Annotated in this window: 15 protein-coding genes and 1 tRNA gene; 7 read left to right on the top strand and 9 right to left on the bottom strand. The window is 61.6% G+C overall.

Translation table 11 applies throughout. From position 1 onward, the window contains the following. Nucleotides 1–4: 4 nt before the first annotated feature. Nucleotides 5–1,840, top strand: a complete 1,836-nt coding sequence (locus LQ231_RS00365; protein WP_230169855.1) for a heavy metal translocating P-type ATPase — start codon at nt 5–7, stop codon at nt 1,838–1,840. Nucleotides 1,841–1,994: 154 nt separating this feature from the next. Further along, a complete protein-coding gene (locus LQ231_RS00360; RefSeq protein WP_113142615.1) occupies nt 1,995–2,495 on the top strand; it encodes a ferritin-like domain-containing protein in 501 nt (166 codons plus the stop codon). Between the two features lie 241 nt (nt 2,496–2,736). Here LQ231_RS00360 and LQ231_RS00355 read toward each other — a convergent pair whose 3' ends face one another. Next, nucleotides 2,737–3,246, bottom strand: coding sequence for a sigma-70 family RNA polymerase sigma factor (locus LQ231_RS00355; RefSeq protein WP_113142614.1), 510 nt, complete (start codon nt 3,244–3,246; stop codon nt 2,737–2,739). 369 nt (nt 3,247–3,615) lie between these two features. Here LQ231_RS00355 and LQ231_RS00350 point away from each other — a divergent pair, with 369 nt between their 5' ends. From LQ231_RS00350 to LQ231_RS00340, 3 genes are all read left to right on the top strand, one after another. Beyond that, nucleotides 3,616–3,951 carry a hypothetical protein gene (locus LQ231_RS00350; protein ID WP_113142613.1) on the top strand — a complete coding sequence of 112 codons (336 nt, stop codon included), beginning with the start codon at nt 3,616–3,618 and terminating at the stop codon, nt 3,949–3,951. Between the two features lie 134 nt (nt 3,952–4,085). Then, on the top strand, nt 4,086–4,271 hold the full coding sequence (locus tag LQ231_RS00345) for a hypothetical protein (RefSeq protein WP_230169854.1): 186 nt from the start codon (nt 4,086–4,088) through the stop codon (nt 4,269–4,271). Between the two features lie 78 nt (nt 4,272–4,349). Beyond that, on the top strand, nt 4,350–4,505 hold the full coding sequence (locus tag LQ231_RS00340) for a hypothetical protein (RefSeq protein ID WP_162742690.1): 156 nt from the start codon (nt 4,350–4,352) through the stop codon (nt 4,503–4,505). Between the two features lie 65 nt (nt 4,506–4,570). Here LQ231_RS00340 and LQ231_RS00335 read toward each other — a convergent pair whose 3' ends face one another. The 3 genes from LQ231_RS00335 to LQ231_RS00325 all read right to left on the bottom strand — a co-directional run bounded on the left by LQ231_RS00335 (nt 4,571) and on the right by LQ231_RS00325 (nt 6,257). After that, entirely contained in the window at nt 4,571–4,807 is a 237-nt protein-coding gene (locus tag LQ231_RS00335) for a hypothetical protein (protein ID WP_113142872.1), read from the bottom strand. Nucleotides 4,808–4,934: 127 nt separating this feature from the next. Beyond that, a tRNA-Arg gene (locus tag LQ231_RS00330) sits at nt 4,935–5,011 on the bottom strand. An 82-nt stretch (nt 5,012–5,093) separates the two neighbouring features. Next, a complete protein-coding gene (locus LQ231_RS00325) occupies nt 5,094–6,257 on the bottom strand; it encodes a M20 aminoacylase family protein (protein ID WP_113142871.1) in 1,164 nt (387 codons plus the stop codon). A 156-nt stretch (nt 6,258–6,413) separates the two neighbouring features. Between LQ231_RS00325 and LQ231_RS00320 the strand changes: the two genes are divergently transcribed. Beyond that, nucleotides 6,414–7,529 (top strand): D-alanyl-D-alanine carboxypeptidase family protein, encoded by a 1,116-nt coding sequence (locus LQ231_RS00320; protein ID WP_230169853.1) that lies wholly within the window; start codon nt 6,414–6,416, stop codon nt 7,527–7,529. A 40-nt stretch (nt 7,530–7,569) separates the two neighbouring features. Next, complete coding sequence (locus tag LQ231_RS00315; RefSeq protein ID WP_230169852.1) at nt 7,570–8,733, top strand: GTP-binding protein; 1,164 nt, start codon at nt 7,570–7,572, stop codon at nt 8,731–8,733. Here the strand turns inward: LQ231_RS00315 and LQ231_RS00310 are convergent. From LQ231_RS00310 to LQ231_RS00290, 5 genes are all read right to left on the bottom strand, one after another. Then, nucleotides 8,730–8,972, bottom strand: a complete 243-nt coding sequence (locus LQ231_RS00310) for a sulfurtransferase TusA family protein (RefSeq protein WP_230169851.1) — start codon at nt 8,970–8,972, stop codon at nt 8,730–8,732. The two genes, LQ231_RS00315 and LQ231_RS00310, sit on opposite strands and share 4 nt — an antisense overlap. Next, a complete protein-coding gene (locus LQ231_RS00305) occupies nt 8,969–10,342 on the bottom strand; it encodes a murein L,D-transpeptidase family protein (protein ID WP_113142608.1) in 1,374 nt (457 codons plus the stop codon). Before LQ231_RS00305 ends, LQ231_RS00310 begins: the two co-directional genes overlap by 4 nt. 171 nt (nt 10,343–10,513) lie before the next feature. Then, entirely contained in the window at nt 10,514–11,467 is a 954-nt protein-coding gene (locus tag LQ231_RS00300) for an acetyl-CoA carboxylase carboxyltransferase subunit alpha (protein ID WP_230169850.1), read from the bottom strand. A gap of 62 nt (nt 11,468–11,529) precedes the next feature. Next, nucleotides 11,530–12,471: a site-specific tyrosine recombinase XerD gene (gene xerD, locus LQ231_RS00295; RefSeq protein ID WP_113142606.1), complete on the bottom strand. Its 942-nt coding sequence runs from the start codon at nt 12,469–12,471 to the stop codon at nt 11,530–11,532. A gap of 30 nt (nt 12,472–12,501) precedes the next feature. Continuing rightward, the gene (locus tag LQ231_RS00290; RefSeq protein ID WP_230173431.1) at nt 12,502–12,699 is read right to left on the bottom strand and encodes a hypothetical protein; all 198 of its coding nucleotides are present in this window, start codon (nt 12,697–12,699) and stop codon (nt 12,502–12,504) included. Between the last annotated feature and the right edge of the window lie 71 nt (nt 12,700–12,770).

The raw sequence follows: 12,770 nt of genomic DNA, 5'->3' as shown, positions 1-12,770 counted from the left end.
GACAATGCTGCGTTTGCGCGAAATGGCACCCGCCCTTCTGGCTGGCTTTGCCCTTCTGGGGCTGGCCGGCGGTGGCCTGCTTTATCTGCTTGGCCGACCGGATCTTGCGTCGACCGCCTGGTTCGTCAGCGGGCTGGTCGTGCTGATCGCGCTATTGACCGAGATCGCCCGCTCGGTGCTTGCCGGCCGGGTCGGTGTCGATGCGATTGCTGCGCTGTCGATCGGCGTGGCCCTCATTCTGGGCGAAACGCTGGCCGGCGCGATCGTTGCCGTGATGTATGCCGGCGGGCAGCAGCTGGAGAGTTTCGCCGAGGGGCGGGCGCGGCGCGACATGACGGCGCTTCTGGGCCGCGTTGCCCGCACCGCCATGGTCTATCGCGGCGCAGAGCTGGTCTCCGCCCCGATCGAGACCCTCAAGCCCGGCGACCGCGCATTGATGCGCGTCGGCGAAGTCATTCCCGTCGATGGCCGCGTTCTTGCCGAGGTGGTCGAACTCGATCTCTCTGCGCTGACCGGCGAGCCGATGCCGGTGCGGTTTGTGCAAGGCGCCGAAGTGCCGAGCGGCGCGACTGTCGTCGGTGCAGCCTTCGACCTTCTGGTCTTGCGGGAATCTGCCGCGAGTACCTATGCCGGCATCGTCAGGCTGGTGGAAAATGCGCAGAAAAGCCGGGCGCCGATGGTCCGGCTGGCGGATCGTTACGCCCTGGCTTTCCTGGCTTTCACCCTTGCCCTGGCAGGTCTGGCCTACGGGTTCAGCCAGGATGCGACCCGGGTTCTTGCCGTGCTGGTGGTGGCAACGCCCTGTCCATTGATTCTCGCCGTTCCCGTCGCTGTGATATCCGGCATGTCACGGGCCGCCGCCCATGGCGTGCTGATCAAGAGCGGCGGCGGACTGGAAGCGCTGGCAGCGGTCAAGGTCGTGGTGCTGGACAAGACCGGCACCCTGACGGCCGGTCGGCCCGAGGTCAGCGAGATCCGCTGCTGTCCGGGCTTTGTCGCCGATGACATCCTGCGGCTTGCGGCCTCGCTCGACCAGGCGTCTGGCCATGTCACGGCCGAAGCGCTGGTGCGGGCCGCGGTCGCGCGCGGCCTGCATCTCGACCTGCCCGAAGACATTCACGAGACCGCCGGGTTCGGTATCGAAGGTCTTGTCACCGGCCACCGCGTGACGGTTGGCGGCGGGGGATTTGTCGCCTCGCGGCTGGCGCCGGGCGAACTGCTGCCGCGCCAGATCGTGCCGGCTGAAACGGCCGTGGTCGCGGTTGCCATCGACGGCCGCGGTGCCGGCCATATCCTGCTCTCCGATCAGGTACGGGCGGATGCCGGCCTGACGGTCGATGCCTTCCGTAAGTTCGGCATCACGCGGCTGGTCATGGCGTCGGGCGATCGCAGCGATATCGTCACGGCCGCCGCCGCCCGGCTCGGTCTCGATGGCGCCCATGGTGACCTGTCACCCGAGCGCAAGGTGGCGGTGATCGAAGCCGAGCGGCAGCATGGATCGGTGATGATGGTCGGCGACGGCGTCAACGACGCGCCGGCACTGGCGGTTGCCGATGTCGGCGTGGCGATCGGCGCACGCGGCGCGGCGGCCTCGTCCGAGACTGCCGATGTGGTGTTGCTGGTGGATGACCTGTCCCGCCTGCCGGTGGCGGTGGCGATCGCCAGACGCGCCCGGTTCATCGCCGTGCAGAGTGCCGTGGCTGGGCTCGTCCTGTCCGGCGGTGCAATGATCGCGGCGGCTTTCGGCTATCTCGCGCCGGTACAGGGTGCGCTGCTCCAGGAAGTCATCGATGTCGCCGTCATCCTCAATGCGCTACGGGCGCTCAGCAGCGCCCGCTGATTTTCCCTTTCCACTGGCGCCAAATCGGTGAGCAGCGGGTCGGGTGCTGCCTGTCGCTTTTGCACGCCTTTGTCGCGAAAGCCGCTGTGTTCCAGGAACTTTCGGCGTCGAGAGCCGTTCGAGTCTTGTCATTTCAAACTGAGGAGAAACTCCAATGGCAGACAAGACCCTCGACGATCTGTTTTACGAAACACTCAAGGACATCTACTACGCCGAACGCAAGATCCTGAAGACGCTGCCGAAGATGGCGCGCGCCGCTCAGAGCGAGAAGCTGAAGGCGGCCTTCCTGCAGCACAAGGACGAGACCGAAGGGCATATCGAGCGCCTACAGGACGTGTTCGAGATCATCGGCAAGCGTCCGCGCGCCAAGACCTGTGCCGCTATCGACGGCATCGTCGAAGAAGGCGAAGAGATCATGGACGAGTTCAAGGGCTCGCCGGCGCATGATGCCGGTCTGCTTGCCGCAGCCCAGGCTGTCGAGCATTACGAGATCAGCCGCTATGGCACGCTTCGCGCCTGGGCGCAGCAGCTTGGTCTCACCGAAGCCGTGAAGCTTCTGGATGCAACGCTTGCCGAAGAATCCAAGACCGATGAGACGCTGACCAAGCTGGCGCAAACCGCGGTCAATTCGGCCGCGCAGAAGAAAGCGGCATAATTTTCAGAATGAGACCTGCAAGGCCGGTAACCCTGTTGCCGGCCTTGTGCATTGTGTCTTCTCAAAACGCCTGATCGAAAACCTGCACCGAATTGCGGTTTCAGATCATCTGCATTGTGAATGGCTGGAGGTGTCGTGCGGACTGGGCAATGGGCGCGCCTTGATCGACGAGGGCGCAGTCCTCTCGGGTCGACATGGAAGGACCCGGCATTTCATACAGGCATGAAACGGCGACGCTGCTTCACTGGCTGGCGGCGGTTTCGCCAAGTTCCCGCTTCAACTGTTCGCGGGCGCGGTTGAGGCGGCTCTTGATCGTGCCGACTGCACACCCGCAGATCACGGCTGCATCTTCGTAACGCTCGCCCAGCATCACGATCAGAACCAGAATCTCGCGATGGTGGGCGGGGAGCCGCTCCAGCGCGCGGCGCACTTCGTCAGCCTGCACAACCCAGTCCTGACTGGCCTCGGTGACCAGCGTTGCCGTCAGTGCCTCAGGCAGCCCGACACTCTCACGGCTGCTCTTCTTGATCCGCGTGCAAAAGGTGTTGCGCATGATGGTGAACAACCAGGATTTCAGCCGGGTGCCGGGCTCGAACTTGTCGAGATTGGCCAGGGCCCTCATCAGTGTTTCCTGCACCAGGTCGTCGGCTTCCTCGGGCTTCTGGCAAAAGGTGCGCGCGAAGGCACGCAGTGCCGGAATGAGGTCCACGACATCGGACTGTGCAGCAAGCTCGGCTCTACGGATCGACAAGTTCACCACCCTCCACGGTAACAATCAGCGCAATGGATTGGAAACGCATCGCCATACGCATAGTTCCCAATGCGATGCGGCAAGCCCTACGCCCGGTTGCGCATTGTATTCCAGGGATGTCCTGAGGCATTCCAAGCGGTTCTCCCCCACGCGGGGCACGTTGCTGGCCAAGCGGGACGGCGTTACTGGAATACGTCCGTCGCCGAAGCGCGGTCCTCGCCGAAGCCTCCCGACAAAGTGTAGGTTGAATTGTGCCTTCCGGCCCCGGCTTCAGCGAAGCTGGGGAACAACTGCCACCGGCAAGTGTTCTTTCGACAGGTATTCAGCGTGCCATGGCACAGTCGGAAGAGCACTGAAAAGGACGGAGCGATGACCCAGCATCTCGAAAACGCCGATGGGCAGGGACAGATCTTGATAGGCGGGCGGCTTTCACCGGTGGCCTACCAGGTATCCGTCGAGCGGGTCGACGCGCGCTACCAGGCCACCGTCACGATGCATGCGCCGCGCGACTGGCTGCTCAAGCAAGGTTTCAAGTCGCGTGCGACCCTGGTTCTCGCCAGCGGCGAACAAACAGACGTCAGCCATGACGAGCCTGTCGAGGTTGGTGACAATGTCAGCGTCATCCTGAGCGGTGCGCCGCAGTCGTTCAGTGACGATGCGGCACTTCTGGCGCAGTTTCCCGAACTGAAGCCCGGTGATGCATAGCAGCACCCGGCCGGTTTGACCGGAACGGTGCCTATCGACGATCAACGCACTCAAATCCTGTTTCGCAAACGCGTCGTTTGTCCGATAGTGCGAAAGAGTGACCACATGAAGCATTATGAAGATCGGGGGACCGAATGGAAAAAACAGCGGGAGCGTCCGGCAAGGGCCGTCGCCATCGGGCGGGCGGTCTTGTCCGGGAAAAGCTCGATCTCCTGATGGAAGAACATACACGCGAACACGTGCCGACAAATCTGATCAAGCTGGCCCTGGAGTTGCAGGCAGCGATCGAGGAAAAGACCGCGGGCGAAAAAGAAACCTGATCGGTTGTTTTGCGAGACTCTTTCGCCCAACTCTGGTAAATAAGTATAGCCTTGTGTATCTGCTTGGGAGGAGAGCGGATGTCCAATTTTCTATGGCTGTTGGGACTGGTGCTCGGCCCCGTTCTCGTCGGCGCCGTGATCGCCTACGGGATGATGCAGATGCGTGATCACGCCAATAACCGCTATCGCCGGGATGCATTGACCGGGGAAATCTATGGCAAGGATGATAGGTAGTCGGGCTCGCGCCCACATCGCGCCCGTATCGCGAACGTCGCATTCGCTTGGGTTGCGGCGTCTGCCTATGTGAAACTGCCGTCCATGGGGTCGTAGCGCTTTCCTTTGGCAAGGGAGGCGAATTCAACCAGCTCGTCTACATCCTGCACGCCGCTTTCCACCAGATAGATCAGCAAAGCGGTGGCATTGTCGGCCTGTTTCGTATCGAGGATCAAGTTTTCCTGGCGACTGATCCGTCTTACCGCACGTTCGACGATGTCGGCTTTTTCACGAGCCAATGAGCCGAGGGATACAGATGCCATGTTGGCTTCCTCCCGTTCAAGGCTGACGCATTTGGAATACAAAACGTCGGCGTAGCACAAGTTGCCATCATGACTGTTTCCAGTCCGAATACAACCCTTCAACGTTTACCCGCAAAAATTGGTCAAATGGTGATCCCGACGCGATTCGAACGCGTGACCCTCAGATTAGGAATCTGATGCTCTATCCTGCTGAGCTACGGGACCACTTCCTTCTCCATACAAAAGCAAAGCCGGCAAGCCAAGTGATTTTGCTTGCCACCTCCGTGCTGGCAACGCCTGAGCGCGATTATTCGGTCAGTCGGCGTTCGGCCAGGCGGACCCAATAGGAAATACCAAGGCCTATGACGTCGTCGTTGAAGTCATAGGCAGGATTGTGAAGGCCGGCGGTTTTGCCATTGCCGATCATGATGTAGGCGCCGGGTCTTGCCTGCAGCATGAAGGCGAAGTCTTCGCCCGCCATCGAGGCGTCAACATCGGTATCGACATTGTGAACGCCGGCGATGTCGATGGCGGCCTGTGCGGCATAGTTCGTTTCGGCTGGATGGTTGACCGTCACCGGGCAGGCGCGTTCATATTCGAATTCGGCCTTTGCGCCGTTTGCCGCGGCAATGCCATGGGCCAGTTCGGCGATCCGCTTTTCGGCAAGGTCGCGCACGGCCTCGTCCAGCGAACGCACCGTGCCGGTCAGATAGGCTTCTTCCGGGATGATGTTGTGGGTCGTTCCAGCGTGGAACTGGGTAACCGACACCACCACGGAGCGCAGCGGATTGGCATTGCGGGCGGCAATCGTCTGCAGCGCGCCGACGATCTGCGCGCCGACGACGATGGGATCGATGGTGTTGTGCGGTTCGGCAGCGTGGCCGCCGCGGCCACCGATCTTGATGGCAAATTTGTCGGGTGCGGCCATGATGCCGCCCTTGCGGATGGCAAAGCTGCCGGCTGCCATGCCCGGCATGTTGTGCATGCCGTAGACTTCCGCGATGCCGAAACGCTCCATCAGGCCGTCTTCGACCATGGCCAGCGCGCCGCGTCCGCCTTCTTCGGCCGGCTGGAAGATGACCACGACATTGCCATGGAAGGTGCGGGTTTCGGCCAGGTACTTTGCCGCACCCAGAAGCATGGCGGTGTGGCCGTCATGGCCGCAGGCATGCATCCGGCCCTCTGTCGTCGATGCCCAGGGCTTGCCGGTGATCTCGGTCAGCGGCAGCGCGTCCATGTCGGCGCGCAGGCCGATGGCACGATCGCCTTGGCCGCGTCCCTTGATGACGCCGACAACGCCGGTGCGACCAATGCCTGTCACCACCTCGTCGACACCGAATTCCTTGAGCTTCTGTTCGACGAAGCTCGCCGTATTTTCAACGTCATAGAGGATTTCGGGATTTGCGTGCAGATGGCGGCGCCATTCGGTGGCCTCCGACTGGAGTTCGGCGGCGCGGTTCAGAATTGGCATATTGCTGTCCTGGTCGATGCATTGCGGATCACGTGATTGTCGGCGCGGAATGTGCGCCTCCTGATTGACGTATTCAATAGGCTTTGCCATTGCTTGCGTTGCTACGGCAAACAGATGCCGAATGCGAGATATCCCCAATGTGAGAGGATTGCAGTCGTGTCCACGAAGTTTTCAAGCATATTGTCTACGGCAGGAGCGCTGCGCCGGGTCGCGGTCGTCGCCTGTTTGTCGGCGGTTGCCGTGCCGAATTTCGCCGTGGCCAATCCGATGATTGTCGTCGATGTCAAAAGCGGCCGCGTGATCGAGCATCAGGAAGCCTTCCGCAAATGGTATCCGGCCTCGCTGACCAAGCTGATGACGGCCTATACCGCCTTCAAGGCGATCCGGGCCGGCGAACTGTCGCTGCAGAGCATCGTGACGATGAGCGCGCATGCGGCGGCGGAACCTGCCAGCAAGACCTATTTCAAGCCGGGATCGAAACTGACGCTCGACAGTGCGTTCAAGCTGCTGATCGTCAAGTCGGCCAATGACATCGCGGTTGCGATCGCTGAAACGGTGAGCGGCAGCGAGGAACGTTTCGTCGCGCGGATGAATGCCGATGCCAAGGCGCTCGGCATGACCTCGTCGCGCTTCGTCAATCCGAACGGCCTGCCGGGCAAGGGGCAGTATACGACGGCGCGCGACCTCGCCTTGCTCGCGGCCGCGATCCGCCGCGATTTTCCGGAATATGCCAGCTATTTCGCGCTGGAAGGGGTGACGACGGGCAAGAAGAACTACGCGGCCTATAATCTGCTGGTCGGCCGGTTCGCCGGTGCCGACGGCATGAAGACCGGTTATATCTGCGCCTCCGGCTTCAACCAGGTATCATCCGCCACCCGCAATGGCCGCACGGTGATTTCGGTCGTGCTGGGTGCCGACAGCCTTGGCGCGCGCGCCGACCAGTCGGCCGAGCTGCTGCAGAAGGGGCTGACGACCTCGACGGCGGGCGGGCGCCTGGAGAACCTTCAGCCCTATGGCGAAGGTCTCGACCAGGTGGTGGATATTAGCAGCGAGATCTGCAATCCCAAGGCCCGCCAGGTTCGCAGCGAAGGGCGCGACGAAGTCGGGCGGATGAAGCTCATGTCGCCCTATATCCATGAAATGGATCACGAGCCGAGCTTCAGCTATGCAGGGCTGATCTCCGGCGGAGAACCGGCGGGCAAGCCGAAGACGGGGGCACAGGTGAGCGAAATCGCCAATGTGCCGATCCCGCGGCCGCGGCCGACCTTCTGATCCGGCGATCGTTCGGACCCTTTGATGGAAAGTGAATGATATGAGCATCGAACGTATACCCGTATCGATCCTGACCGGGTTTCTCGGTGCGGGCAAGTCGACGCTGCTCAACCGGATACTCAAGGATCCGGCGATGAAGGATGCAGCCGTCATCATCAATGAATTCGGCGAAGTCGGCATCGACCATCTGCTGGTCGAGTCCTCCAGCGATGCGGTCGTCGAACTGTCCGATGGCTGCCTGTGCTGCACGGTGCGCGGCGAGCTTGTCGATACGCTGGCCGAACTGGTCGACGGCATGCAGACCGGCAAGATCAAGCCGTTGTCGCGCATCGTCATCGAGACTACCGGCCTTGCCGATCCGGCACCTGTCATGCAGTCGGTGATGGGCCATCCGGCGATCTCGCAGCATTTCGATCTGGACGGCGTGATTACCGTCGTCGATGCGGTCAACGGATTGTCGACCATCGACGGGTTTACTGAAGCCTACAAGCAGATCGCGGTCGCCGACCGGCTGATCCTGACCAAGACCACGCTGCCGGAAGCCGGCGACACGAAGGCGCTGGTTGCGCGGCTCAGGGCGCTCAATCCGCGGGCGCCGATCACCAATGGCGATGCCGACGAGGCCGGCAGCGCCGCCATCCTGGTCAACGGCCTCTATGATCCGGCCAGCAAGATCGCCGATGTCGATCGCTGGCTGAAGGACGAGGTGGCGCATGACCACCATGATCACGGGCACGAGCATGGGCATCACAGTCACCACGACGATGATCAACACGATCACGGACACCAGCACGGTCATGACCACCATCATGACGTGAACCGGCATGGCACATCCATTCGCTCCTATTCGATCATCCATGAGCAGCCGATCGATCCGATGGCGCTCAACATGTTCATCGATCTGCTGCGCTCCTGCCATGGCGAGAAGATTCTGCGGATGAAGGCGATCGTCGCCCTGACCGACCAGCCAGACCGGCCGCTCGTCCTGCATGGCGTGCAGTCGATCTTCCATATGCCGGTGCGCCTGCCGGCCTGGCCGGAAGGGTCCGACCGCAAGACGCGGCTGGTGCTGATCACCAAGGATCTGTCGGAAGATTATGTGCGCGAACTGTTCGGCGCCTTTACCGGCAGCATCGGGGTCGACCGGCCGGATCGTGCGGCGATGGTCGACAATCCCCTCGCCGTGCCGGGTTACCGCCTCTAGGCAATGCCTGTGCCGCCCTTGCGGATCCGGAACCGATGACCGCTCTCGAGCGGTCGGGTCTCGAGCAGCGCATGGCCGTCTTCGCGGCAGAAATGGGCAATATCGATCACGGCCAGCGGATCGGTGGTCTCGATCACCAGCAGCGCACCCGGCGGCAAATCGTCAAGCCGGCGGCGTGTCTTGAGGACCGGCAAGGGGCATTTCAGCCCCTTTAGGTCGTAGACGACCGGATCGGTCATTCCGTCGACCAGATCTTCCAGAACGGCTTTTTCTTCTGCGGGGCTTCCGCGACGGTCGTTTCGACCACCTGCGGGTTGGGCTGAGGTACCGGCACGACCGTCTGGCCAGTTTGGGCCGTTGCTGTTGCCGCAAGCGGCGCAGCGTGTGTCGGTGCTGCGGTCTCCGTTGCCGCTATTGCCGGAGCCGGGACAGTGGTCGGAGCCGGCGTGATAGCTGCAGTTGCTGTCGTTGCCGGCGCTGCGACGGGTGCTGCCGTTGCCGTTGCAACGGGCGCCTCCGCGGTTGCGGCGCCTGCGGGCTTCTTCGCCGTCAGTTGGTTGATCGCGGCGCCAGCCGATGTCGCGGTCGCGATCTTTGCCGGATCGGTGTTGTCGATGTCGATCAGCTTGCCGGCCTTCAGCGCTGAGCCTGTCGGGGCAAAGGCGAGGTCGTGCGAGCGCGACTTGCGCAGATCGACGACCAGGGCCTTGCGTTCGGCTTCGCTCGGATCGTACCAGATCTTCCCGTCAAATTTCTTCATCGCCTTGGCATAGTCACGGTCATAGGCGCTGTTGTACTGCGCCAGGGACATTTGCAGGGCCGGCGGTGTCGACATCGGCGGGCAGGCGGCTTGCGGGTTGAAAGCCTGGCCACCTGCCGTCAACTGGTTGAAGACGTAGCCCTTGTTGCAGACGCCCACTTCCGGCGGGCGCTTGGTCACCTCGAAATTGTCGTAGCCGACCTTCAGCATCTTCCAGAAGTCATAGTGCTGGCTGTGGCGGTGGCGTGCCATGTTTTCCGCCGTCATGCGGAACGGGAATGCCTGCAACTGAATGTTCTGCTGGCCGCCCTTGAAGGCGTCGCGGGCAAAAGCATAGATTTCCAGAATCTGCGCGTCGGTCATCGAATAGCAGCCCGATGACGAGCAGGCGCCATGGATCATCAGGTTGGAGCCGTTGCGGCCGTTCGCCTGGTCGAACCGGTTGGGGAAACCGGTATTGATCGCGAGGAAATATTTCGAATTCGGGTTCAGGTGATACGGCGACAGCGGATAGAAACCTTCCGGTGCCTGCCGGTCGCCTTCCTTGACCTTGGGACCCAGTCGTCCCGACCAGGCACAGATGTCATACTGGACCACCTTGTCGAATCGATTGTTGGTCTTGGCCTTCCAGACCTCCAGCACGCCTTCTTCCTTGAAGATGCGCAGCATGATCGGCGCATTGCGATCCATGCCCTTCTGCCGGATCTCGGCGAGCAGGCGCGCTGGCAGTGGCTGTTCTATCTTGTTGGAGACCTTGGGAGAATCATACGTCGCGCTTTCCAGCGTGTCGTTGCAGCCGGCAAGCGCTGCAGTGAAGATCAGTACAAGGGCTGTCGATTTCCAACGCATTCGCAAAAGCTCTTTTCAAGAACAGATCAAGCGACCCGAGCAAGCCAGGCCTCTTTTAGTTTATGACTGCTTTCTTCACAAATTATAAACCACGGAGCAATTCATCCCGTGGGCATTTTGCTGCGATACTGTTGCAAAGCGGCAGAGTGATGGCCGGATCCGGCCGTCGCCCTAGAGATTGCGACCGATATCGAGGAATTTCTGGCGACGGTCGTTGCGCAGTTTTTCGCCCGGCAGCGGCGTCAGGTCGGCCAGTGCCGCTGCGATCACATCGCCGGTCGCCTTGATGACCACGTCCGGCGCACGGTGAGCGCCGCCGACCGGTTCCTGGATGATGCCGTCGATAATGCCGAAGCCCTTCAGGTCTTCCGCCGTGATCTTCATGTTGGTCGCCGCTTCCTTGGCGCGGGTCGAATCGCGCCAGAGGATCGAGGCTGCCCCTTCCGGCGAGATGACCGAGTAGATCGCATGCTCGAGCATGTAGACCCGGTTGCCGGTGGCAATCGCGATCGCGCCACCGGAGCCGCCTTCGCCGATGACCACCGATACCATCGGCACCTTGAGGCCGAGGCACATTTCGGTCGAACGGGCGATGGCTTCCGCCTGGCCGCGTTCCTCGGCGCCGACGCCAGGATAGGCGCCTGCGGTATCGATCAGGGTAATCACCGGCAGGCCGAAGCGATCGGCCATTTCAAGGACCCTGATCGCCTTGCGGTAGCCTTCGGGGCGTGGGCTGCCGAAATTGTGCTTGAGGCGCGACTTCGTGTCGTTGCCCTTTTCCTGTCCGATCACCGCAACCGGCTGGCCGCGGAAGCGGGCGAGGCCAGCCTGGATGGCGGCGTCCTCGGCAAACTTGCGGTCACCGGCAAGCGGCGTGAAGTCGGTGAGCAATAGGCCGGCATAATCGACGAAATGCGGACGGGACGGGTGACGTGCAACCTGCGTCTTCTGCCAGGCGTTCAGCTTGGAATAGATGTCGGCCATCGCCTCTTCGACGCGGCCTTCGAGCCGGCTGATTTCTTCCGAAGTGTCGATGCTCTCGTCCTCCTCCGCGATCTTCTTCAGTTCGCGGATCTTGGCTTCGAGGTCGGAGATTGGCTTTTCGAAGTCGAGATAATTATGCATGGAGTGCGTTCCGATCGTTTTGTCCCTTGCCTTCCGGCTGACAGGAACCGGTATTGCCGGTCCTAATCGTGGTTTTTCGCCTGTTTTGCAAGGGGGTGATGCGTTTGGACCAGTTGCTGCAGCCTCTCGTCCAGTACATGTGTATAGATTTGTGTCGTTGAAATGTCGCTATGGCCGAGCAATTCCTGCACGACGCGCAGGTCGGCACCATTGCCGAGAAGATGGCTGGCAAAGGCATGGCGCAGCACATGCGGCGACACACTTGCCGCCGGCAGGCCCGAGCGAATGGCAAGATCCTTCAGGTCGCGGGCAAAGACCTGGCGGGGCAGATGGCCCTCCTTGCTGGTGGATGGGAAAAGGAAGGGGCTGTCGGCATGGCCGGGCGTTGCCGCCCGCGTTTCGCTGTAGCGGGCCAGCGCCTCGATGGCTGTGCGCGACAGCGGCACCAGGCGCTCCTTGTTGCCCTTGCCCTTGACGACGAGAAACCGTCCCTCCTGCGCCAGCACCTTGGCCGGCAGCGACACCAGTTCGCTGACGCGCATGCCGGTCGCATAGAGCAGTTCCAGAAGCACCAGCAGCCTGAGCCGTGCAGCTTGGTCCGTGCCGGGCTGAGCCGCTTCCTGTTCGGCCAGCGCCAGCATGGTGCCGACATCCTCCACCGTCAGTGTTTTCGGCAGCGGGCGCGCCTTTTTCGGCGCATCGAGGATGGCCGTCGGATCATCGGCTCTCAGGCCTTCGGCATACAGAAACTTGTAGAACTGGCGCATCGCCGAAAGCCTGCGGGCTTGCGATGTTGCCTGAAAACCGCGTTTGGCGAGATCCGACAGATAGGCAGTCAGGTCGGCGCGGTCAGCGCTGCCGAGTGTTGCCTTGCGACTTGTCAGGAAGGACTGCAGGTCGTCGAGGTCGCGCTCATAGGACGAGAGTGTATTGGCCGCCGCGCCGCGTTCGGCGCTCATCATTTCGAGGAAAGCCTCGACCCGTGCCTGGCTCAGATCCGCCACAGAATTGGGTGTCCTTGCTGTTGTCTAGCGTTACTGTTCGACCGGGTTCACGCGTTCGGACGAGATCTTGATCGTTACATCCCGTTCCCTGGGCTCGACGAACACCGTGAGCGACCACATGATGGCATAGATGATGCCGGCGATCGTTGCGCAGATGAAGAGAAAGCGAAACAATGTCGGCATGTAGGGTCCTTGGCCTTCGAAGCGCTGAACATAGGGAATAGGCATTGTGACTTGCAAGGGTGCTGTGATCCTTGTGTCGATTTGCGTCAACGGCTTGACGCTTGCCCCGCATTTGT

The sequence above is a fragment of the Rhizobium sp. CECT 9324 genome (genome assembly GCF_918741265.1).
Taxonomy (GTDB): Bacteria; Pseudomonadota; Alphaproteobacteria; order Rhizobiales; family Rhizobiaceae; genus Allorhizobium.
The sequence above is the reverse complement of the archived record's forward strand: the minus strand, read 5'-3'. Positions and strand labels throughout refer to the sequence as shown.